Raw genomic sequence first — 18,234 nt, forward strand, 5'->3', positions numbered from 1 at the left:
TGAGGCCCTATGCACGGCAGTTGGGTACCACAGAGGAGTTGGCTCGCACATACCTGGAAAATATCCGCGACGGTCGCGATGCCGAAAACCATCTGGCGCAGAACTCGCCGCTCAGCACAAACGCTGTGCCGATCAACGACGACGGACTCGCAGTCGACGCTTCCCCAGAAGTTGTGGCCGCCGCATCAGCTGCAGTCACGGCTGCCGCAGAGGCAGCGTCAATCGAAGGTCTGATCCGGCAAGGTAAGTCGAAAGCCGAGTCTATCGATGCTGGTGATGGTGTGATCCGTCAGGCGTCGCCGCAGGAGCGCAAAACGGTTGAAGCGAAGCCGAAGTCGCTCCTCGGTGGTCAGTTCGTTGGCAACGAAAAAGGCGAGTACACGCGAGTGGGCGAGAAGCGCGTGGCGTTGTTTGACGACGGGTCGCAGATCCAGTTGAAGGATCGCGAGCTCGACACGTTCGCTGCCGGCGTGGAACTGGCCAAGGCCAAAGGCTGGACCGCAATCGAAGTCGAGGGTAGTGAGAAATTCCGCCGGGAGGCGTGGTTGACGGCCAGCGAGGCAGGCCTTGAGGTCCAAGGCTACGAGCCGAACCAGAAGGACAAGCAGGAGCTAGAAAAGCGGCTCGCCAAGCGCGGTGGCGAGGCTGCTGCAAAGACTGGCAGAAGTGCGGCTGCGAAGCCTGCCCCTGCTGGCGACGCCGCCGCCGCGGATGTGCAGTCGTCGCTGTCCGAGGCTCAGGATCAGGTGCTGGGTGCTTCGAAGAATTACGTCGCGCCGAATATGCAGTCGGGATTGTACGCGGGCAAGGTGTTGGCCGAAACGGCACACCACATTGTGGTCACTGTGGATGGGCGAGCAAATAGCGCTACGGCACTGGAGAAGTCCAAGCTAGGTGGCGTGCCGTTCAAATTGAACGAAACCTTGAAGATTCAGTTCAGGGACGGAATGGCGGTTGCCCCAAGCATCAAGAACCAACGTTCGAAGTCTATCTCGCGGTAATCGCGGATGGTCGGCGGCACTATGCCGACCATCCCGGATGCCGGGCACTTTCACCAGTGAAAAAATTAGGACGGAGTGGTAATGGCGATTCCTATCGAAGTTTTCTCGTCGCCTCGGGGAGTGTTCATTGCGGCGCCCGCTGATAGCGGGCTTTTTGACGTTCAGACCTTGTCGCTTAGTCGCCGGTCGCGCCAACTTCAGGGACATAAAGCGGATTCGGCCGAGCCCTTAAACATAGCAAAACTTCCCGTTGATGCTGTCGACCTTCTGGCTTCGGTTCCGGAGGTCCCGGTTGGGGCGTTTGATCTCGGCGGCGTATGTGCCGCAGCAACGCTGCCGTTGTCGCTGGTCGACTAATCTGGGGAGCGGGTATGAGCGAACTACACCAGGCTGAGTATCGACCGGAGATTGTCAGGCGCCTCGTTGATTTGCTGCAGCGTCGGCGCGCGCCGTGGCAGATCGCCGACGCGGCCAACCTTCCCACACCAATGGCACCCTATAACGCGGCAGGGGATTCCAGCCGGATATTTCGTGGTGCCAATGCGCTGTGGCTAGGGGCGCGCATGGTCGCACAAGGCTGGGAGGATCCCCGCTTCGTGACAGAGGATCAAGCGCGGGCGCATGGCTGGAAGGTGCGTGCAGGGGGAGGAACAGACCTTCAGTTCTGGAAGCTTGCGGAGACCCGCGAGCGCATGGACGGCGACACAGGTGAGATTACGCGGGAGCGGATCCCGCTCGATCGTCCGCAATCCTTCATTTTCCGCGTCTACAACGCTTCCGAAATTGATGGGCTTCCTGCGTTTGACCGAGCGATGGCGTTGCCGCACCAGTCCGAGGTTCTTTCCGCGTTGGTTCGAGCTACGGAACTGAGCGTCGGTGCGCCTCTGGACGTGAGGAACGCGGCTCACAGCGTGGCTCTCGCTCTTGCTGCGAAGACTTGGGCGGATCACGTCGACGGCGCGGATCGGAGCTTTCGAGCTGATCTTGCGGCCTATCTATTCGCACGTCAGGCGGGAATAGCGTTTTCGCCGGCCGGTGATGCACGGTCGCTGCTGCCATTGTCACAAGGTCTCAATGCGGATCCGGACGCTTTTTTTCGCGCGACACGGGACGCGCAGAGCCTGGCTGATCAAATGCTAGGTCTTGTTCGCGGCCAAAAAGCTGCCGTCGAAACTGCTGCTGAAAGTGTGAAGCCGCGTCGCTCGGCGTCGGCCGCCTCAAATAGCATCGGCACCGCTCAGAAGGCGGGCGCTGTGTCTGCTGCTCCAGGCGATCGGGTGTTTCTGGCGGTTCCGTTCAGGGACATTGGCAAGGCAAAAAAGCTGGGAGCTCGGTGGGACAAGGAGCTTGGGGTTTGGTGGGTAGACGGCAAGGCCGACCGCGCCGTATTTGCCGAATGGATGCTCAGTGATTCGGCACTGAAGGCTGCTGGTCTCGATACGGCTGACGTTCTGAACGAGTTCGCCGATGCCATGCAGTCGTATGGCTTGGCGCGGCAGACGCCTGTGGCAGACGGGAAGTGGCATAACGTGCCAACGCTTGACGCGAAAGGCAAGGAGAAAAAGGGCGCCTATATTCTCGATATGGCCGGCGTGCCGCACGGCTATATCAAGAACTTCCGCGGTCAGTCGGGTCCGTGGAGGTATGACGGCGCGAAGCTGAGCCCTGAGCAACGGGCTGCTCTGGAAGCGCAAGCGCGGGAAAAAGCGCTGGTGCGTGATAGGGAGGTGGCCGAGCAGCAGGCGGCTGTCGCGGCGCAGTCAAACGCTGTATTCGAGACATTGCCGGAAGCAGTTAATACGCACGGTTATCTGAGCAGGAAAGGTGTGGGTGCGTACGGCGTACGGATCGCCAAGGCCGGAGAGGCCGATCTTGCGACGCTGCTTAATCTTCCTGACTTCAAGGGCGGTAACGATACGTTCCTCATCGTGCCGGGGCGCGATCTTGACGGGAATCTGCTGACCGTTCAGGCGATCGGCGGGAAAGCTGGTGGTGCGAAGCTTTTCGTGCGGGATGCCAAGAAAAAGGGCGCCTTTCATCTTATTGGCTCGACTGGCGTCAAAGACCTTGCGTCGGCGCCGGCGGTGCTGTTTGCTGAAGGGTACGCGACTGCCGCGAGTCTGCATGAGGCGACAGGCCTGCCAGTGGTTGTGGCGTTTGATGCAGGAAATCTGGTCGAGGTGTGCAAGGCGATTTCAGCGGTTTTGCCCTCGTCTCAGCCAAAGATCATATGTGGAGACAACGATCAGTTCTTTGTCGAGAACGCGTTGGAGCGGATTGCCGCAATCGCAGATCGGGTCGACGTACCACGGAAGACCGTGCAGGTAGTAGCGGGAAATGAGGGGCTTCTGCGTGAGGTGCCGCTCGTCGGTGTGTCCGATGACGGTAAGTGGCACGAGACCCGCGCGGGCAAGTACAAGCTGGAATTGGAAAGCGTCAAGGGAGTCGTCCAGGGTGTGACGGCCGATATCGTTTGGAGAGACACGGAGAAGCATGTGCGCCTGGTTCTTCGTAATAAGGGGCTGGAATCGATGGCGGACGCAGCGCGAGCGATCAACGGAAAGATGGTGGTGCCGTCGTTCCAGTCGTTGGTCGGCAAGCCGACGGACTTCAACGATTTGTCGAAAAGCGAGGGGCATGCTCGGGTCGCATCGTTCGTGGCACCTTTGCTCGATTTTCCGCTGCCAAAACTTGCGGCAAATGTTTCTGTGTCGACTGGCGCCAGTCATCGGCGCGCAGGCGGCATCACAAGATAGGGAGCCTTGATGCAAAAAGTAGATCTAGCCAGTGTGCAGTCGATCCAGTCGGTACTTGATGCGCCGACGGTATCTATTTTCGTCGCAGGTCGTGAGGATTTGGCGTCGCGCGCGAGCCTTGCATTCGTTGCCGACCAGGCGAGAGATGCGAGCAGACCTGGTTTTGCGTTGGGCGAGGAACCGGAGAAGTTCATCGTGCGCGGCGGGCTTCATGTCGAGGAGGTCGATGCGCTCTTCCGAGCAGCTGCTGGCCGCCGCGCCGAGCATGCGGTGAGGATGGCTGTGCAAGGTTGGGCTCGCGGTGTCGCTCCAGACTCGGATACGAGAATTCCAGTTCCAATACACAGGGAAATGCAGGTTCCGGTGACAGTGTCCTCGCTTACAAAAGTGGCTGAGGGCCTTCGCGCCGGTGTCGTCCGAGCATATGGTGAAGCTTCGGGCGCGAGGCCTATCAGACAGTCGGTAGGCCGGCGGCTGTAAGCAGGCGCAGCCCTTTGTTGTTGAAAAACGAAGCACAAGGCGTCGCATATTGCATACGATATGGTATGTTTATGCGAGCTTGTGCTTCCTCCATTTGCGGGAACACGAATGAGCGATTTGCACGGACTTGGAATCGACGAATAGCAAGTCGTTCGCGCATCGATTAAACAAGTTGTGAAGGAGTTGGTTAGCTTGTTTCTCGGAAAAGCCGCTTCGGCGGACACAGGAAAAACGTCTGTTTAGGGTACTTTCAACCTTCAGGATGCGGCTAATGGCAGGAAACCTCAATACGTACGGCGACCATCGGATTCCGACGGACGGCAACTTCGGCGTCGATATCGCCAAGCAACGCGCTGACGACCTCGACAACATGGCGCTCGGTCGGCTATGTGCGCTCGAGGCTCCATCGCGCGCGCTCGACGTTGCCAGCGCAGCTGGCGGGCAAGCTCTCCGGATGGCCCGCGCGGGCGCGCACGTGACCGCGCTAGACATCGGCGACTATTCCGATGCGTTCCTGTCCGCGGCGCGCGCGGTTGCGTTGGACGACAAATGCGCTTTCGAGCGACAGGACATCACGAAGTTTGACGTTGCAACGAATCTCGGAAGCTACGACGTGATCGTTTGCCAGCGCATGATCCACTACGTGCCACACTCGACGGCGATCTCTATCATCTTGAACCTCAAGAACGCGCTCGCGAACAACGGACGCCTCTATATCTCAGCGTCCGGTTTGCATAGCGAACTGGGTAACGACTACGCCGCCGCCTTTGCGCCGATCGAAGGTCGTTACGAACCGCTCGCGGACCCAATGGCGGAGAAGCATGCGATCAAAGGCCCGGTGTGCCTTTACTCGGTCGCCGAGTTCGCCACCGTACTGGAGACCGCGGGATTGCGTGTGGAGCGTGTATTCGCCTCTTCGTTCGGTAATGTCAAAGCGGTCGCGAAATTATGAAGGTGCTTGTCGCGGGTTCTGCGCACCTGGACATCCTCGCGCGCCCACTCTTTAGCTCTCACCACAAGGACAGGATCGGCACTGTGTCGCTCGAGGCTGGTGGGACAGCGTGCAACGTTGCGTTTGGCTTGCGTCGCCTTGAACAGCAAGTTCGCCTTCTGACGGCTTGGGGTACCACACCCATGGAGCGGCTGATGGCAAGCCACGTTCAGTCGACTGGTGTTGAACTCTTCGCCGACGAAGTGCCTGGCATGCCGCTAGCCGCTTTCGCAGCGCAGTTGACCGCGTCCGGCGACCTCGAATGTGCGGTGTCGGCAACGCCTGTCGACACGCACCGTTTCACGGACACGCGAATTGCCGAGGCCGTTTCTGGCGTTGACTGCGTCATCCTGGACGCCAATCTGAACTCTGAAACCATGTGCGCGATCGCGGAGTGCGCACGTGAAAAGGGATTGCCAGTGTTTGCCCTCGCCGTCTCAGAGGACAAGGTAGAGCGCGTAAGTCCCGTGCTTCCTAAACTCAATGCCGTCTTTATGAATGCCGCTGAGTGCGAGCGACTGATGGCAGCTCGCGGGGCGGCAGACGCCTCGGAGATAGCGGACGCCGCCGGGACGACGCTGTTTGTGACGCGCGGTGAGCGGGGCGCCGTGGTGTATCTGCAGGACGGTGGGCGCGTCAGGATACAGCCGCCCGCCCTCGACGGCACGAAGACCCTGCTCGGTCTGGGTGATGCTTTCTCAGTCGGCGTGATCGACGGGCTGGTTCGCTTCGGCATGACATACGCTGACGCTGCCGCTCACGCGCACGTCCTGGTTAGGGAGATCGCGAAAGCTGACGCCTGCAACGCGTTCTCCCTGAATGCGCTTAACCGCATGCTCGGCGCGCTCTACGAGACCGCGCGCAACGACCAGTTGACCGGACTCATGAGACGGTCAGCCTTCGAGATCGAGTATCGCCGATTCCAGGAGGGCTGGCAGAACACACTGCTCGTCATCGACTGCGATCATTTCAAGAACGTCAACGACACCCACGGCCACCTTACCGGTGACGCGGTCCTCCAAGGCGTCGCGAACGTGATCAAGAGCAGTGTGCGCGGCGGCGACCTGCCATGTCGCTGGGGAGGTGACGAATTCGTTGTGCTCCTGCCACGTACGGACTTGCGCGACGGCCACGTTGTTGGGGAGCGAATTCGGAAGTCCGCTGAGCGCGCGCTGCTGCATGGCGTTACCCTTTCGCTGGGCGTCGCGACTGCCGTACGAGGCGAGCCGCTGGCCTCGATTGTCGAGCGAGCGGACGCCGCCATGTATGACGCCAAGCGAGGCGGTCGCAATGCGATCGCGCTTGCACAAATTCCGGCTCGCGCCTAATCATCGGAAAAGCACGGGCATCAGACGACAAATTGGCGACATTGTTCGCGTTGAGTACCAGAACTATGACGTGCCCTACGTGGCTCAGATTGTCGAGCACGGGCGTGGGACCGAACCGGACGATTGCATACTGACCTTCTTCCCGGTCGCCGGAAGCCCAGAAAGGTTGGGTCGGCGAAGCAACCATGGCGCGATACGGGAGCGTGCGAGGCGAAGCAGTCGTTCTGGACAGCATCATTGTCGTGTTTTATCGAGCACCGACAGCGTTCGGTCGAGCCGGGTTCTCGGCGCTGAAGGTCGATGGAAGCCACGGCGTGGAGGGCGGCTTGCCCGAGTGGCTTTCGGGTGAAGAGCTTATCGCAACCGACGCTTACGATTCTCTGCACGAATTCCCTTCGCGATTCGCTAATCTCTGGACGAAGCTCCAGACCAGTTGAGGCAAAGGAAAAGCGATTGGCAAGCCCTGCTAATACTGCCACGCACGCACGCGTTATACCAACCGTAGGTTTTCACTGGTGAAAACAGGGCGTTAGGGGTGCATTCAGTGCATACCGTGTGATAACATGCATTAAATATTGTTAGTGGTACATCCGTAACAACGACACCAAACCCGCACGTAACCAGACCGCAGCGATGGCGAAACAAAAAAGTCGATTGCCGACCTTCGAATCCGGACGAACGCCGCTGCAAAACAGCATGTTGGGCGTTCTGACCGCCTTTTTCTTCATGCTGGTCGCGTCGTCCATCGCCACGCAGGTTTTCGCATACCGGATGAACTTCTCGCCCTACCTGGGCGATGCCCTGTTCTCGACCCGGTCTTGGGCGTTTTACGTCCCGCTCCAATGGTTGACTTGGGGGTGGAGCTTCAGTGATCGGATCGGCGTAAAGCCATATACCGACGAGATGCTAGTAATCGCGCTCACGGGCTGCGCGGTGTCGGTCATTCTAGGTGTCGCGACCACTTTCTTCGCGTTCAAACGCGTGAAGGGGATGGATTCTTTGCATGGCGATGCGCACTGGTGCAGCGTCAAGGAAGTAGACGCGACCGGTTTGATGGGTTCAAAGAAACGTCAGGTGAGCGGCGCGTTCGTCGGATCGGTGATGCTGGACCACGAGGGTGAAACGGTGCATCCCGCGCACCCGGCCTACGAGCAGCGCTACATACCGCGCATTATCGGTGGTGAGCAGGCGCGTGATTCCGAGGGGCGGCCACTGGTGGACGTTTCCCCCGAAGTGGTTCGCGCCCTCGAATATCTGCGCGACAACGGGCCAACACACATTCTGGTGTTCGCGCCGACGCGCTCTGGTAAGGGTCGCGGCATTATTGTTCCGACCTTGTTCGGTTGGGCGGGCAGCGCTGTCGTCTCGGACCAAAAGGGGGAGAACTACGCGTTGACGTCCGAGATGCGTCGACGGGCAGGCCAGCGCGTCGGAAAGTTTGCCCCGACCTGCGAAGATGGGAGTGGCTGGAGTTGGAATCCGCTCGATGAAATTCGCAAGTTCACCCTGCGTGACGTGGCAGATGCGCAGAACATCTTTGCAATGATCGTCGATCCAGAAAACAAGGGGATGGAGGACCACTTTGTTTCGCGGTCGTGGGAGCTTCTGACAGGCCTTGGGTTGCACCACATATATGCGGAAGACGACGCATCGCTCACCGGAATGGCGTTGTTCCTGAGCGATCCCCGCTTCGAAAACGACTTGCAGATGTGGAATCGGATGCTCACGGCCGAGCATGATCCCGAAGGCAAGATGGGCTGGCTGGACACGGCAGGCAAGCCAACAAAGACTCACCCGGTCGTAGCGAGTGCCGCGAAGTCTATGTTGAACACCCCGGACGACGAGCGCGGCTCGGTGCTATCGAGTGCGAAGAAAGTCCTGACGCTGTTCACAGATCCGCTCGTCGCGATGAACACGCGTACCAGCGACTTCTTGACGCGCGACTTGATGACCCTCGATTCTCCGGTCTCGCTTTATTACGTGCCGACGGAAGAGGACAAGGATCGTCTGGTGCCTTTGACGCGCTTGTTCTTCGCGATGGTCATTCGGCGAAATGCGACCCAGATGCACGCAGAGAACGGTCGCATGAAGGCGAACTTCAAGCACCGTCTTCTGTTACTGATTGACGAGTTCCCCGCGTTGCGCAAGATGGAAATCATCCAGGACGGTCTTGCCTACGTTGCGGGATACGGTATCAAGATGATGCTGATCTGCCAGGATCTCAAGCAGCTGCGTGACGTCTATGGGGACAATGAAACGATCGTGGCAGGTTGCCACATCCGCATCTCGTATGGTCCGACCGACGAGACCACGGCCAAGCGCCTCGAGGAGATGGTTGGGCAAACAACCGTCGGAGAAGAGGAACACTCGGTATCCTCAAACCGCGTTGGTATGTCGGGGGGCAACGTCACAGTCTCGATGCGAAAAACCGCACGCCCTCTAATGACGCAGGGCGAGTTTATGAGCCTGTCGATGGAAGACATGGTCATCTTTGTGGCCAACAATCAGCCGATCTACGGACGGAAGATCAAGTACGACGAGATCCCCGAGTTCGATGCGTGGTCGCGGCTGCCGGCGCAAACGAAGAACGCACCGCTTCGCCAGCGTGTGGCCCGTCCTCAGCGGTCCGCTGCAACCTCCGCGCAATCCGCACCGTCCACACCTTCGGGTACTGCGGCCGCAGTGGCGCAGACGACGCCGCTGTCAGCCGAACAGCAAGTTGCCGTTGATGCACTGCTGGCCAAGGACTTCGCTATTCAGGAGATTGTGAAAGTGAGGGCGTTCTGAAATGATTTTCACCAGTGAAAGATTGTGTGCTAAATGTATGTTGCCCATAGCGCTATTTCTGTTTGCTTGGGCGAAACCCGCGTGTGCTGATCAGACGCAGATGGTTGAGTTGCTGCAACGGTGCGCGCCAAACGTGGCGCTCAGCACCATGTCGTCGATCGTGAAGGTCGAGTCTCGGGGCAACATGTACGCGCTTGCGGACGCGGGCCCGGTGAATCTGCCGTGGAGCGTGCGCAAGAATCTGGTCCGATCGTTTTATCCGGCCACACTTGAGGAAGCGTCAGGGCTCGCGCGTTCCTTGATCGCGCAGGGCCACACTGTGAGTCTGGGTCTGTCCCAGGTGAACGACCGCAATCTGAAACGCATGGGCCTGACGATAGAGCAGGTATTCGACCCATGCACGAACATCGCGACCGGCGCTCGCATTCTGACGGACTTCTACGATCGCGCGTCGAAGCAGTACGGGGCCGGTGAACGCGCCCTTCAGGCTGCAATTTCCGCGTACAACTCAGGCGACTTCGAGCGAGGTATCGAGAACGGCTACGTCGGACTCGTATATGCCGCAGCGGGTGCTGTTCCTACATTGTCTGCCGGCGCCGCGCTGCGCGCGTCTACGGGCGGACGCGGCAAGAAGAGGCAGCAATCGCCCGCAAATACCTGGTGGGCGTCGCGGGCCGAGTTGCTGAAGCAGGCGAGAGAGTCGCCCCTGTCTGATGTCGCCACGACAACCGAATAGATAACTATAGACGAAGGAAAGAACGGGATGAATACACGCAAGGGTCAACGTAGGGGGCGCGAGTCGGCGCTGTTCGGGGTTATGCGACGTTTTGGGCAGATCTTGCCCTTCGCTGACAAGGTGATCGCGTCGTTCCGAACGGAGTCCGCGGAGGCCGAACGCATTGCAGGCGTTCTGTTCACCCATGACGCGCGGATCCCCACAGTATTTGAGCGGCAGCATATCGGGGAACTAAGCAGTCTCCCCGGTGTAGGTGAGCAGGCGTTGGTTAAGGTGACGTGCCGCCCGTGGCTGGACGGTAACGGTCAACTCTCATTCATTGTGCGTGACTATCAGGTGCTGACAGACCAGGACGACAGCGCTCAGCGGCACGCCAGCATCGCGGATCAGCACGAGCTGGGCCGGTGCATCTCTTAGGCGAGGAAAGTGATGGATACCCGGACCTCTGTATTGGTAGTAGATGCCGACGCCAGTCTGGCGGCGAATCTGTGCCAGCAATTGCTTGATGCTGGATTCGACGCGGAAGCGCAGTCGAATGTAGATGCTGCGGCGGCCGCCTTTGCTGAGCGTCAGCACGCGATTGTGTTGATGCAGTATGCGATGACACGCGCTGACGGCGGGCGTCTTCTCTATCGAATCCGGACAGCGTCCGGGCTGCGATGGACGCCGATTATCTTTCTCGCCGACGGCGACGAGCTCGAGGTCGCGATCGACGCGATGGAGTACGACGGGGTCGACGTGTTACCCAAACCCGTTTCGGTTGGGCTTCTGAAGGCGAAGCTGCGGCACGTCGGCACGCTCATCAAGGCGAGTCGCGAATCAAACGCCAACGAGGAACAGTACAAGGCGATTCTCGACAACTCACTCGATGCAGTGGTGGTCGCCGATCAAGCCGGCCAGATTGTGCAGTTCAACGCGCGCGCCGAAGCGACGTTTGGTTGGGCAGCTACGGAAGCGATGGGGTGGTCAATCAGCGACTTCATGCCCCATGAGATCGTCGCCGTGCACGACGAGGTCTTCCGTGGCGAGCAGATCTCGCCGTTGTGGAACTCGCGGCGCATCAAGTTCACCGGCAAGGGTGGCGGTGTGCTCGTGATGGAAGTGCGGCTTGCCACGATCGATCTGCCGACGCGGCGCCTGTTTTCTGCGTCGATGCGCGACGTGTCGGAACAGGAGCGCCAGTCCGACGAGATTTCGAAGATGGCTCACTACGATAACTTGACCAGCCTGCCGAACCGCAATCTGTTTCAGGACAGGCTACAGCAGCTAATCTCGATCTCGAACCGGTACAACAAGCTCTTTGGAGTCCTGTTCGTCGACCTGGATCGTTTCAAGGAAATCAACGACACCCAAGGTCACGACGTTGGCGATAAGGTGTTGCAGGAAGTAGCGCGACGGCTGAAGGGTGGTATCCGTGACTCCGACACAGTCGCGCGTCTTGGCGGCGACGAATTTGTAGCGCTGCTTTACGACCTCCGCTGCAACGATGATGCGCGTATCGTTGCAGACCGGTTCCTCGCGTCGTGCCGGCAGCCGGTCATCGTGAACGATCGCGCATTCGAAGTCTCGGCGAGTATCGGGATCGCGATCTATCCCGACGGTGCGCGGGACCGTGACCTCCTCGTGAAGCAGGCCGATGAGGCGATGTACCACGCAAAGCAGAACGGTCGCGATCAGTACGCTTTCTATAGCGCAGAAATCAACAAGGTCGCGCAGCAGAAGCAGCAGATCGAACGGGGCCTGGAACGCGCGCTGCAGACGGACAGTTTCGTGCTGCACTACCAGCCGCAGGTCGACCTGCAGACACGACAGATCAACGGCGCAGAAGCGCTGGTTCGGTGGGAGGAAGGCGGTCAGCTGATTCCGCCGAGTATGTTCATTCCGATTGCCGAGGAGACAGGTTTGATTGTGCCGATCGGAGAATGGGTGTTACGCGAGGCCTGTCGGGAAGCCCGACGATGGCTCGATATGGGGCTGGGTCCGAATGGCGCCGGCATCTGCATCGGCGTGAATCTGTCCGTTCGGCAGTTCAATCTCAGGTTGCCGTCGATGGTGTTTCAGGTCCTGCACGAGACGGGGCTGCCGCCCCGACTACTCAATCTTGAGATCACCGAATCCTTCCTAATGCAGGACATTGACCAGGCTGCTCAGATCCTGTCGCAGCTATCGGACGCTGGCATACAACTGTCGGTAGACGATTTCGGCACCGGCTATTCCTGCCTTGCGTACCTGAAGCGGTTGCCGGTGAGCACAATCAAGGTCGATCGCAGCTTTGTGAAGGAGATTGTCGACGACGCGAGCGATCGATCAATTGTGTCGACTATTGTCGGCTTGGCGAAAAACCTGAACCTCCACACGCTCGCCGAAGGTGTTGAAGAGGAAGATCAGGTCGAATTGCTGCTGAGCATCGGATGCGACAGTTGCCAGGGCTTCTACTTTTCGCGCCCGGTCCGAAGCGAAGAATTCGTGGCGATGGTCAACAAGTCTCTGGCGGAAGCGGCATAGACCCAGCAACACATTAAAGGATGACTATGAAGCCGGCTCTTGCGGTGCCCGCTCAGCAGAGCGGAGGGAATCCATATGTGGGGAACGCGTTTTCGGAGCTATCAAAGGCCGCGAAGGTTCGCGCAGTAGTTGCGTGGGCGGAACCTGACAACCCGGTCGAATTGCTCGACCGTCTGTATTTCGCGGGTCACGCCGAGATCAGTCCTTTCTGGGTCAGTTTGGCGCAGCTGGTTCTGCTTGCGGTGATGGTGGAGGCTTCTGGCCAGTTGACCGAGGACGCGCTGCGCCGCGCGCTCGGTGATCTGACTGACGCGGAATTCGTCGTTGCCTATGGCGCGGGAGCGAGTATCCCGGCCCGCGGCGTGAAGTCGATGAGCGAGCGCATGCGGCACTCGCTGCGGGCGTATCTCGCCGTCCTGATGTTCGATTGATGGGGCATGCGGAATGAAACGATATCGTGGAAGGTCACTCGGCCGGATGTTGGAGCGGTGGCCGTGGTGGATCAGTGCTTCATTCGGGGTGGGCGCTTTCAGTGTTTTGCGCTTCCTGGGATACAGGGCTGCTGTCGGTCCGACAGGAGAGACCACAACGCGCAGCCTCGACAACGCGCACATGATCTGGTTTCTCGCATGGGTGGTGGTTGCGATCTGCCTTGGGTTGGCGGTGCGATCTGCGCTTGCGGCACACCGTCGCTCTGCATGGTTTGAGTCGTTCCGCAGCGTTTCCGCGATCAAGCGGATGGACTGGCAAGAGTTCGAGCGACTCGTCGCAGAAGCCTTCCGCCGTCAAGGTTTCAAGGTCGAATTGACCGGACAGGGGGGCGCAGACGGCGGGATTGATCTGGTCCTGCGCCGTGACCGGAAGGTGACGTTGGTCCAGTGCAAACGCTGGCAGAGCAATAGCGTCGGGGCTCCTATCGTGCGCGAGATGTTTGGCTTGATGGCTCACCATCGCGCTGACGCTGTAGCAATTGTCTGCACGGGCGGATTTACACGAGAAGCCGTGAAGTTCGCCGAAGGGAAACCAATTGACCTGATGGGCGGGGAAGAGTTGGTCGCGCTAATGCGGCTCGTACAGCGGGAACGGTGAGTGTTTTCGGGAGAAGGAAGATGCAAGGAACGTTGAGAAGCATGGCTCCGACCGGTGATATGTTGTCCGAACTTGCTGGGCGGATGTACGAGGGCCTGGACATTCTGATGGCCGTCGAAGACGGGAAGATTGGCACGGTCGAAGATCTTAAGAACTGGCTGCAGGAGAGCGTGGCCGGCCTGGATCGCACGATCCAGGCGGGCTTGAAGGGCGAGCCTGTCATGGTCGACGATGACTGCTGTGTGGTTTTTCGCGCGGCTGGCGACTCGGCCAGCGCGGTAGGCGGATGAGCAAGCGGGGCGGCAGGACTGCCTCGGTTGGCCGCGCAGTCAACAACGCGCACGCTCGCGCTAACAGTCAGGCTCGTTTAAGCGAAGCCCGACTACGTACGGTTGGCATTGCCTCCCACGTGGCGTTGACGTTATTGCACGACGGGCGGGGGCGAGACGCCGACATGCGACAGGTTGCATACGCGTTGAACATGGCGATGGTGCTTTGTGAGCGTGGACTTGGCCGTGAGTGGCTGGCGTTGGTTCAGCGCGCGCAGGAAGCATTAGTGCGTAGCGCGGCCGACAGCCACAAAGTCGGCAAGTGGGTGTTGGATGACGATGCCTATGCGCTCATCTGCGAGGCCTTGGAGATTCACGACCAGCAGGCCGAAGCTGCAACGACTGCGGCAATTCAAGCAGCTGAGAATGAAATCAACAGACGCGCAAGGCAAGCGAAGGTGCTCCATATATCGGATCACTTTTAGCGCCTGCCCGCCAGTACCGTAAAAAGCAGCGGTCTATCAATTTTTATGGAGTTTTTGATATGCAAATGATGAAACGTGTACGCCCGATCGTTGGGGTCCTCCGCGCGAGCCTGCCGTCCTTGTTGTCCGTCATAGAGTCTCTAGGTGGGTTTGTTGCAGCGAACGCGATCGTGCTCTTGGCGCTGGCATTCATCGTGACGTTGGGCAAGTCGGCGCCGGCAGTCGATAGCTTGCCTGCGACTGCGCGAATAACGTTTGAAGTCGCGGAGAGATTGGGCACTTTGGTGGTGACGCTGTGGATGGTGTGGCGGGGTCTGTTTCTGTTCTTTGCCTTCGGCGATCATCACGACACGAGGGCCTGGGACCTCGCGATCGGCATCGTGCAACGAGTTGTGCTATTCGTCGCTAGTCTGTTAGCCATCCGCTACTTCGGCTCGGTGATCGCGGACACGGTAGCTTATATGTTGGCCAATCCCGGAACGAGCGTCGCGACGCTGCTGGGTATTGCAGTGATCGCTGCGAGCTATTTCCTTGTACCAAAGGTCCAATCCCGCGAAGTGGTCGGTGTGGCGTACCGCGCCACGGGTGTTGCGGTCGCAGGCAGGCGGATGCCGCGACTGGCTGAAGACATTCGACGTACTGCTACGCACGAGGCCGGTCACGCTCTGCTTTATGCTGCTTTGCCTTCTCTGCCTGATGGCTTCAAGGTAAAGGTACTCGAGAGCGTGGCGCCATCGGATGAATACAGGGGATTTGTGCGCGTGGACAAATTTCCTTCTGCAGCGACCGAGGGCTTTTTGCGTTGGTGCATGTATCTCGACCTGGCCGGTATGGCTGCGGAGTTATTGGCTTGCGGCGATCGTGCAGACGGCGCTCGCGGTGATATGTCGAGATGGATAGCCGTCGCACGCGCATACCTCTTGGCAGGATTGGGAGAGTTGTTCTACGCGGACAGCGGGACGCCCGAACACGTTGCACACAACCGGCTTGTGCTGAACACACTGCGCGCCGAACACGAAGAGGCGTTGTTTGAGTTCTTCGATGCGAATCTGGACCTGCTGCGGGAGTTGCGAGACCGGCTGCTGGAGGCTCGCGAGCTTGGTGCCGACGAAGTTGCTCCGTATCTGGCACGCGTCACGTTCACTTCGACGGTTCGCAGACTTCGCGCCGAGGAGGTCTGAGGTGCGAATGCGTTGCGTTGAATCTTCGCTGCCGGCAGTGAAGGGCACAGCGGCTCTGCTATTGCGGCGAGGGCGGGGAGCTCGCGGCACGCCAGGGGTGGTCGTCGCGTCGGCTCTGCGATGCGCTCGCGCGGCTGGAGCGTCTGTGGTGTTACTCATCGATTTCAGAGCGGAAGAAGAACGGCGCATTGCTCGCCGACTGCGCGCGGCCGGAATCGCCGCGCGCGCGTGGGGTGAGCTTGCGGGGCTACGCGGCGCTCAAGAAATGGGGTCGTAGTGCCGTAAACATTGTGGATGTAGGCGGGCTCGGCGTGACTGCGCTGTTGTCGTCCTTCTCCCTAGCTGACTTTCACCAGTGAAAACGCATCGACGTTTCATGCAATTTGAGGAGGAGTTGAAAATTGGGCCAGGCCAAGCGTAGAGGAACCTATGAAGAGCGCGTTGTATCGGCACGCGGCCCGGCGACCTGGTTTCACGGTACGGCAGCAGAACCGTTTAGCGCATGGCAATTTCCGCCGCCTCCGCCGCCTTTCATGTCGCCGCATTCGGCAGTCTTTCTGTCGCCTGATCGTGAGTTTGCTGCGGACGCAGGGAACAGGGTCTGCTCCGCGTCGTTGCAGCCGGACGCGCGCGTGGTCAATGTGCTCTCTGATCGCGAAGCGTCGGAGTCGTTGCGTACTCAATTGGCCCGCTCGCGATTAGGTAGTCGGCATGCGTATGTCCGGGACCGTGCGGCGTGGCGCGAACGATGGGAAACGGGCGAAATCATGCGGTACGCGACCGATGATGTATCGATCCAGCGCCGTGTCGCGCAACGCTGGCCGGATGTGGAGCGCTATCGGGCGGGGGCGCGCGATGAGCAGGCGTCCGCCGCATGGCTCATGGTCCAAAACCTTACCCGTGACTGGATCGAGGAGATCGTAATTGCGGCGCGTGGTCAGGGCGTCGACGCATTGATTGGCTGGGAGGTCGATAGCGACCACCCGGCGGGAACCCGTGCCGTTCAGGTGTTGTTTGCACTTACGCCTCGTGCGCTCACAGCGCCGTACTGGGGCGAATGAAGTTGTCGTTGTTCCGTCTAACGCAATCTTAGGAGTGGATATGAAGAAAATCGTGGCCGTAGCGGCTTGTCTGATGTCGAGTGCCGCGTTTGCCGGTTCGGTGCAAGGCGCGAGCGGCGCGTCTGACTCGGTCGCATCCAGCGATCTGAGCGTGGAAGTCGTCAAGTCCAACGCACTGCTGATGCAACTGGTGGGTGAGGTTGCGCAACTGAAGAAGGCGGAAGAGGATGCTGGTCCAAATCCGCACAAGTTCTGTTACGCCGATGGCAAGCCCTTCTCGGTGGGCGCTAAGCACAACGATCAGGTCTGCGTGAAGACGGGTATTCAGATGTCCGCGCCGGATAAGGCCGACATGAGCGACCCGTTGCGCTGGATTCCGGCGAAGGTGGCCGCACAGGGGCACTACGATTAACGAGCAATGCCCGATCAGGGCGCTGGAGAAACAGGATGGTGAATTCTGTAGAGATCTATCCCGAGGCGAATACCATCGTTCTCGATAGCGTCACGTTCGCGCTCTCTTTCAAGGAAGCGCGCATCGAGGGTGGGCACCAGTCTGGGCCCGTCTTCGCACATGGTGCCGCACGGGCTGTCGTGAGCGTGGCTGATGCCAATAAGCTTGTTGCAGCGGGCGTGACGGATAACCGCTAGATGGCTATTCCGAGCACTCAGCTAGTCGATGCCCAATCGCGCTTCTTATGGCAGTACGGATCGCTATGCATGAGTGCGTCGGACGCGGCACTGAAGGAAAGATGCAGTGAAAGACCCGGGTCGGGTAATTGATCGAGTCGGCAAGATCTGTCGTCTCGCTTACGTACAAGAAGGATATCTATGACCATTCGAGTAACAGCGGCAGTGGTTGCATGCGCTATCGTCTTGGCCGCATGCGGTTCCAAGAAAGAGGCGTCGGAAAGCAACTTCTCGGAAGTTCTTGACAATCACTTTGCGCGTGCTTGCGTTCAGGTAGATCCGGGTAACCTGTTCGGATCTCACTCGTATCCAGCAAGCGTCGCGATGACTGAACCGGGGACGTTCTTCAGCAAGCAGGCGGCGGACGAGCAGAACGCGCGAGCGACGGCTCCGTTTAACGCACTAGTCTCGGCTGGCCTGCTGGCCGTCCGTGACGGGCAGACGCAGGCGCAGTTCGGTGCACCGGGAAAAATGGTTCCGGCTAAGATCTATTCGCTCACAGATGCGGGGTCGAAAGCTCTGGCCGACCAGCAAAATAAGAACGGCACGGGCTTTTGTGCGGGCCATTTCAAGGTGAAGTCTATCGTGCGGTTCACACCACCTTCCGATGCATTGGGACATACGATTTCCGAGGTGGTCTATTCCTACAACGCGGTCGACGTGCCTGCATGGGCCCAGTCGAAGGAAATTGCTGCGTCATTTCCGCGGGCAGGGAAGATGCTGTCGGGCGACTTGCAGGGCCAATCAACGCTCGTTCTCGCGAGTGACGGCTGGATCATGAGCGAGGATTTCTCGCGTCAATAGCCGCTCGCAAAGCCCACTTCAAACGTAGAGCGGCAATGCTAAATGCTAGGAAAGAGGGGGAGCGTTGGCTCCCC

19 protein-coding genes are annotated in these 18,234 nt (G+C 59.4%); 18 read left to right on the forward strand and 1 reads right to left on the reverse strand.

Annotated elements, in window-relative coordinates; translation table 11 throughout:
• The 3 genes from J3489_RS24560 to J3489_RS24570 form a co-directional block, all read left to right on the forward strand.
• Positions 1–1,001: LPD7 domain-containing protein (locus J3489_RS24560; RefSeq protein WP_309491421.1), on the forward strand; the 1,001-nt coding region annotated here is incomplete at its 5' end.
• A gap of 81 nt (positions 1,002–1,082) precedes the next feature.
• Complete coding sequence (locus J3489_RS24565) at positions 1,083–1,358, forward strand: hypothetical protein (protein WP_207002537.1); 276 nt, start codon at positions 1,083–1,085, stop codon at positions 1,356–1,358.
• Positions 1,359–1,372: 14 nt separating this feature from the next.
• Positions 1,373–3,757: a DUF5710 domain-containing protein gene (locus tag J3489_RS24570; RefSeq protein WP_207002538.1), complete on the forward strand. Its 2,385-nt coding sequence runs from the start codon at positions 1,373–1,375 to the stop codon at positions 3,755–3,757.
• A gap of 24 nt (positions 3,758–3,781) precedes the next feature.
• Here the strand turns inward: J3489_RS24570 and J3489_RS24575 are convergent, their stop codons facing one another.
• Positions 3,782–4,045, reverse strand: a complete 264-nt coding sequence (locus J3489_RS24575; protein ID WP_207002539.1) for a hypothetical protein — start codon at positions 4,043–4,045, stop codon at positions 3,782–3,784.
• 463 nt (positions 4,046–4,508) lie between these two features.
• Between J3489_RS24575 and J3489_RS24580 the strand changes: the two genes are divergently transcribed.
• The 15 genes from J3489_RS24580 to J3489_RS24650 all read left to right on the forward strand — a co-directional run bounded on the left by J3489_RS24580 (position 4,509) and on the right by J3489_RS24650 (position 18,160).
• The gene (locus J3489_RS24580; protein ID WP_207002540.1) at positions 4,509–5,189 is read left to right on the forward strand and encodes a class I SAM-dependent methyltransferase; all 681 of its coding nucleotides are present in this window, start codon (positions 4,509–4,511) and stop codon (positions 5,187–5,189) included.
• On the forward strand, positions 5,186–6,556 hold the full coding sequence (locus J3489_RS24585) for a PfkB family carbohydrate kinase (RefSeq protein ID WP_207002541.1): 1,371 nt from the start codon (positions 5,186–5,188) through the stop codon (positions 6,554–6,556). Before J3489_RS24580 ends, J3489_RS24585 begins: the two co-directional genes overlap by 4 nt.
• Before the next feature lie 633 nt (positions 6,557–7,189).
• A complete protein-coding gene (locus J3489_RS24590; RefSeq protein WP_207002542.1) occupies positions 7,190–9,343 on the forward strand; it encodes a type IV secretory system conjugative DNA transfer family protein in 2,154 nt (717 codons plus the stop codon).
• 133 nt (positions 9,344–9,476) lie between these two features.
• On the forward strand, positions 9,477–10,079 hold the full coding sequence (locus J3489_RS24595) for a lytic transglycosylase domain-containing protein (protein ID WP_207002543.1): 603 nt from the start codon (positions 9,477–9,479) through the stop codon (positions 10,077–10,079).
• 27 nt (positions 10,080–10,106) lie between these two features.
• Positions 10,107–10,496, forward strand: a complete 390-nt coding sequence (locus J3489_RS24600; RefSeq protein ID WP_207002544.1) for a hypothetical protein — start codon at positions 10,107–10,109, stop codon at positions 10,494–10,496.
• Positions 10,497–10,508: 12 nt separating this feature from the next.
• Entirely contained in the window at positions 10,509–12,584 is a 2,076-nt protein-coding gene (locus J3489_RS24605) for a putative bifunctional diguanylate cyclase/phosphodiesterase (RefSeq protein WP_207002546.1), read from the forward strand.
• Between the two features lie 161 nt (positions 12,585–12,745).
• Complete coding sequence (locus J3489_RS24610; protein ID WP_207002547.1) at positions 12,746–13,015, forward strand: hypothetical protein; 270 nt, start codon at positions 12,746–12,748, stop codon at positions 13,013–13,015.
• Positions 13,016–13,028: 13 nt separating this feature from the next.
• Positions 13,029–13,673, forward strand: a complete 645-nt coding sequence (locus J3489_RS24615; RefSeq protein WP_207002548.1) for a restriction endonuclease — start codon at positions 13,029–13,031, stop codon at positions 13,671–13,673.
• A gap of 20 nt (positions 13,674–13,693) precedes the next feature.
• A complete protein-coding gene (locus J3489_RS24620; RefSeq protein ID WP_207002549.1) occupies positions 13,694–13,963 on the forward strand; it encodes a hypothetical protein in 270 nt (89 codons plus the stop codon).
• A gap of 164 nt (positions 13,964–14,127) precedes the next feature.
• Positions 14,128–14,427, forward strand: a complete 300-nt coding sequence (locus J3489_RS24625) for a hypothetical protein (RefSeq protein WP_207002550.1) — start codon at positions 14,128–14,130, stop codon at positions 14,425–14,427.
• A gap of 59 nt (positions 14,428–14,486) precedes the next feature.
• Positions 14,487–15,608 (forward strand): hypothetical protein, encoded by a 1,122-nt coding sequence (locus J3489_RS24630; RefSeq protein WP_207002551.1) that lies wholly within the window; start codon positions 14,487–14,489, stop codon positions 15,606–15,608.
• A gap of 401 nt (positions 15,609–16,009) precedes the next feature.
• On the forward strand, positions 16,010–16,669 hold the full coding sequence (locus tag J3489_RS24635) for a hypothetical protein (protein WP_207002552.1): 660 nt from the start codon (positions 16,010–16,012) through the stop codon (positions 16,667–16,669).
• A gap of 40 nt (positions 16,670–16,709) precedes the next feature.
• Positions 16,710–17,081: a hypothetical protein gene (locus tag J3489_RS24640; RefSeq protein ID WP_207002553.1), complete on the forward strand. Its 372-nt coding sequence runs from the start codon at positions 16,710–16,712 to the stop codon at positions 17,079–17,081.
• A gap of 35 nt (positions 17,082–17,116) precedes the next feature.
• Entirely contained in the window at positions 17,117–17,317 is a 201-nt protein-coding gene (locus J3489_RS24645) for a hypothetical protein (RefSeq protein WP_207002554.1), read from the forward strand.
• Positions 17,318–17,497: 180 nt separating this feature from the next.
• On the forward strand, positions 17,498–18,160 hold the full coding sequence (locus J3489_RS24650) for an SEN1982 family lipoprotein (RefSeq protein ID WP_207002555.1): 663 nt from the start codon (positions 17,498–17,500) through the stop codon (positions 18,158–18,160).
• The last annotated feature ends 74 nt before the right edge of the window (positions 18,161–18,234 follow it).

Source organism: Trinickia mobilis (genome assembly GCF_017315705.1).
GTDB classification, from domain to species: Bacteria; Pseudomonadota; Gammaproteobacteria; order Burkholderiales; family Burkholderiaceae; genus Trinickia_A; species Trinickia_A mobilis.

What these genes read in the sequence shown, in the direction of transcription:
- J3489_RS24570 (WP_207002538.1), top strand. Translation starts at nt 1,373, where the DNA reads ATGAGCGAACTACACCAGGCTGAGTATCGACCGGAGATTGTCAGGCGC.
- J3489_RS24650 (WP_207002555.1), top strand. Translation starts at nt 17,498, where the DNA reads ATGACCATTCGAGTAACAGCGGCAGTGGTTGCATGCGCTATCGTCTTG.
- J3489_RS24605 (WP_207002546.1), top strand. Translation starts at nt 10,509, where the DNA reads ATGGATACCCGGACCTCTGTATTGGTAGTAGATGCCGACGCCAGTCTG.
- J3489_RS24640 (WP_207002553.1), top strand. Translation starts at nt 16,710, where the DNA reads ATGAAGAAAATCGTGGCCGTAGCGGCTTGTCTGATGTCGAGTGCCGCG.
- J3489_RS24590 (WP_207002542.1), top strand. Translation starts at nt 7,190, where the DNA reads ATGGCGAAACAAAAAAGTCGATTGCCGACCTTCGAATCCGGACGAACG.
- J3489_RS24600 (WP_207002544.1), top strand. Translation starts at nt 10,107, where the DNA reads ATGAATACACGCAAGGGTCAACGTAGGGGGCGCGAGTCGGCGCTGTTC.
- J3489_RS24645 (WP_207002554.1), top strand. Translation starts at nt 17,117, where the DNA reads ATGGTGAATTCTGTAGAGATCTATCCCGAGGCGAATACCATCGTTCTC.
- J3489_RS24580 (WP_207002540.1), top strand. Translation starts at nt 4,509, where the DNA reads ATGGCAGGAAACCTCAATACGTACGGCGACCATCGGATTCCGACGGAC.
- J3489_RS24630 (WP_207002551.1), top strand. Translation starts at nt 14,487, where the DNA reads ATGCAAATGATGAAACGTGTACGCCCGATCGTTGGGGTCCTCCGCGCG.
- J3489_RS24585 (WP_207002541.1), top strand. Translation starts at nt 5,186, where the DNA reads ATGAAGGTGCTTGTCGCGGGTTCTGCGCACCTGGACATCCTCGCGCGC.
- J3489_RS24625 (WP_207002550.1), top strand. Translation starts at nt 14,128, where the DNA reads ATGCGACAGGTTGCATACGCGTTGAACATGGCGATGGTGCTTTGTGAG.
- J3489_RS24565 (WP_207002537.1), top strand. Translation starts at nt 1,083, where the DNA reads ATGGCGATTCCTATCGAAGTTTTCTCGTCGCCTCGGGGAGTGTTCATT.
- J3489_RS24615 (WP_207002548.1), top strand. Translation starts at nt 13,029, where the DNA reads ATGAAACGATATCGTGGAAGGTCACTCGGCCGGATGTTGGAGCGGTGG.
- J3489_RS24620 (WP_207002549.1), top strand. Translation starts at nt 13,694, where the DNA reads ATGCAAGGAACGTTGAGAAGCATGGCTCCGACCGGTGATATGTTGTCC.